The organism is Yoonia sp. R2-816, assembly GCF_046762905.1.
Classification (GTDB): Bacteria; Pseudomonadota; Alphaproteobacteria; order Rhodobacterales; family Rhodobacteraceae; genus Yoonia.
Map to the genome: position 1 here is coordinate 1 of NZ_JBKQXN010000295.1, position 291 is coordinate 291.

Annotated in this window: 1 protein-coding gene; it reads right to left on the reverse strand. The window is 55.3% G+C overall.

The window, feature by feature from the left end; translation table 11 throughout:
* Window positions 1-94: 94 nt before the first annotated feature.
* The coding region (locus ACFWW2_RS17080) for a hypothetical protein (RefSeq protein ID WP_393929914.1) at window positions 95-291 on the reverse strand (197 nt) is incomplete at its 5' end.

The following is a 291-nucleotide window of genomic DNA, read 5'->3' on the forward strand; positions in this document are numbered from 1 at the left end:
GACGAGATCGACCATCTGAGCAACCCGGCGTTCGGACTGCCGGACCCCTGCCAGATGCAGCTAACTTGAGACTGAAGGCCTTCTTGGTTTCAAATTAACTGCCCAGTCCTTCAAAAACTACCGCAATCTTACAATTAAGTACCAAGTGACACGAAGAGTGGTGCACAACAACACCTTCGGCATCGGTGAGCGCATCGCGCAGTTCAAAGAGCGTGATATCCGGGTCCTGGGCCACCAGTTCTTCAAGGAAACCGACATGAGCGGCCAGCTTGCCTGTGCCCGGCGGACGGC